Consider the following 2,419-nt stretch of genomic DNA (forward strand, 5'->3'; position numbering starts at 1 on the left):
CCCCGGCTGCTCGCGCATGGTCTGGGCTGCGCCGTCCCAGGTGCGACCACTGAAAAGCGTCTCGCCCGGCACGACGTGGCGGCTGCTGTCGATCAGTTCGCTGCCGCCCGGCGCATAGACCCGCAGGAAATTCCAGTAACACTTGTCGGCCAGGGCCAGGTAGGCCGACGCCTGCTCGAACTCCTCGGTCACCCCCTGCCGGCACGGCTCGCCGCTGTCGGGGCCGGTGTGGCGGTAGTAGACGGACAGCGCCGCCTCCGGTTGCGCGCCGAGCGTCACGGTGTAGCCGAGAGCGCGCTCCACGTAGAGGTTGACCTTGTTGTAGCCCATGTTGGTATCGACGGCCATCAGGAAGTCGCCGGGCAAGCTCTGGGGCAGGCGGCCGTCCCAGCCGTTGGCCGCCAGCGCCGCGGCAAGGTCGGGGTCGCGCAGGAAGACGGTCAAGTGCCGCGTCTCAATGGCCGCCGTCATGTTGCGCGCCAGCCGGACGGGATCGATCGAGCCGAAATCGGTCTCCAGCTTGGTCATGATGGCCGCGGCGAAACCGCCCAGGAACGCTTTGCGGTCGGAGAGCCACTCCCACACCTTCTGGCCCTCCTGGATGTCGCGCGCCTGGCGCAAGGTTTGCAGCAGGTTGCCGGCGTTGAGCGTCTCATCCGTTCCCGGCACGGGCACGGGGCCGGTAGCGTCGATGAGGAGGCGCAGGAACTCCTGATCGATGGCGATGGCCCCATCGAAGGGAGGCGTGTTCTGGCCGTAGGCGTAGAGATCCATCGCCTTTTGGGCCGAGGTGGGGAAGTCGGGCCAGTAGTTGGCGTCGCGGAAGAGCAACATCTCCAGGCCCATGTAGTCGTAATAGGGCTGGGGCGGGAAATCGTAGGGCTTCTCGGCCCAGTCGTTGATCCAGTACGTGTCGCCGAACTGGAGGTCGACGATCTGCCCGTTCTCGACGACCAGCACGCCCGCGCCGGTCAGGAAGCCGCCGGTGGGGCGTATCTCGTCCTCGTTCTGGGCCATGATCAGGTAGCGGCGCGGCCCATCGGCTCCCAGCAGGGCCGGCGCGTGGGGCAGCAGCCGCAGCCCGCCCCGCCCCGCCGGCAGCCACTCGTCCGATAGCTCCAGCAGTTGGCGCACGCGCCAGGGCAGCCCAGCCTCATCCATGGCCGCGGCCAGCGCGGCGCGGGCGGCGGCGTAGCGATCCAGCGCCAGCCCGGCCGCTTCCAGTTGTGGCGCGGCGTTGGCGATCACCGGCAGCGCCTCGCCCAGCCGGGCCATGCCGAACTCCGGCGATTGGACGAGGGGCAGGAGCGGCTTCAGGCCTGTGACGGCCAGCGCGCCCGCCTCTGAGCCGGCGTCGGCCATGTCCAGCAGATAGGGCGCCGCGACCAGCGACGGCCCCAGCCGCGGAACCCAGCCGAGATAGGGCGCGACCGGCCGCAGGAAGCCCAGTTCGTCACGCAGGGTCACGACGTCGGCGCGCGCGCCGAGCACCAGCGTCTCGGCCGCGTTGGCGTCCAGCCCGGCCAGCCCGCCGGACAGCAGGGTTTGCGCCTCCGCCTGGGCGTCCCACAGCGAGCGCGCCGCCCCGGCCACCCGCCACGCCTTCAGCCCAGCCCACGCCAGCAGGACGAGCAGGCCCAGCAGCAGCCCCAAGCGCAGCAACCGCCCGGTTTGGCGAGTGGAGCGATTCGCGGCGACCGCTTCGAGTTTCTCCTCCGGCTGGGCCGGATCAACGGGTGAGTATCGCGTCACTGATTAGCCTCACGAGGGATCATAACACAGAAGATGGGGCGATCCACCGGTCAGCGCGATGGTCGCCTCGCCCGGCGGCATCTCCGGCGGGGCCAGCAGGCCCACGGCGCAAAACGGCCGCGCTTCGTTCAAACGTTGAAAGGCAGGCAGGTCGTCGCCGGGCGGCACGCGCAAATCGGGATAGAGCGCGGCCAGCCGCGCCCGGTACCAATCGAAGGCGAACAGATTGGCGTCGGCCAGCCGCACGTCGGGGCGCAGCTCCTCCACGTGCTGGAAGTACCACAGGGTGAAGATGGTGCGGTCGCCGGGGGCCAGCAGCACGGCGTCTGGTGGCGCAGCGCGCAGGGCCGCTTCGGCTTCGGCGCGCGGGCCGTGATCGCCGCTGCGGTCTTGCGCGCCGAAGCCGGCGACGAGCAACGCCAGCGGCAGCGCCAGCGTCCACGGCCCTAGCTGCTCCAGCCGCGGCCCCAGCAGCAGCGCCAGCAGCAGCAACGCGGGCAGCAAGAGCACGGCGGCGTCGGGCGTGTGATAGGAGAGAGCGAAGACGACATAAAGTGTTACCGTGCCCCACAACACAACTCGCACCGGTATCTCTCCCAACAAATGTGCGGATGAGTTCTTCAGCACGACCAGCATCGGTACCAGGCCAAACAACCCCACGAAGGAC

The 2,419-nt window shown here is 69.5% G+C and carries 2 protein-coding genes; both read right to left on the reverse strand.

The genetic code is table 11. The features are described from left to right. Positions 1-1,752 (reverse strand): DUF4012 domain-containing protein (locus ACE3UY_RS03875; protein WP_374686239.1); only part of this gene is annotated, 1,752 nt, incomplete at its 3' end. 9 nt (positions 1,753-1,761) lie between these two features. After that, positions 1,762-2,419: hypothetical protein (locus ACE3UY_RS03880; protein WP_374686240.1), on the reverse strand; the 658-nt coding region annotated here is incomplete at its 5' end.

Origin of the sequence: Promineifilum sp. (SeqCode), assembly GCF_041918635.1 — a bacterium.
GTDB lineage: Bacteria > Chloroflexota > Anaerolineae > Promineifilales > Promineifilaceae > Promineifilum.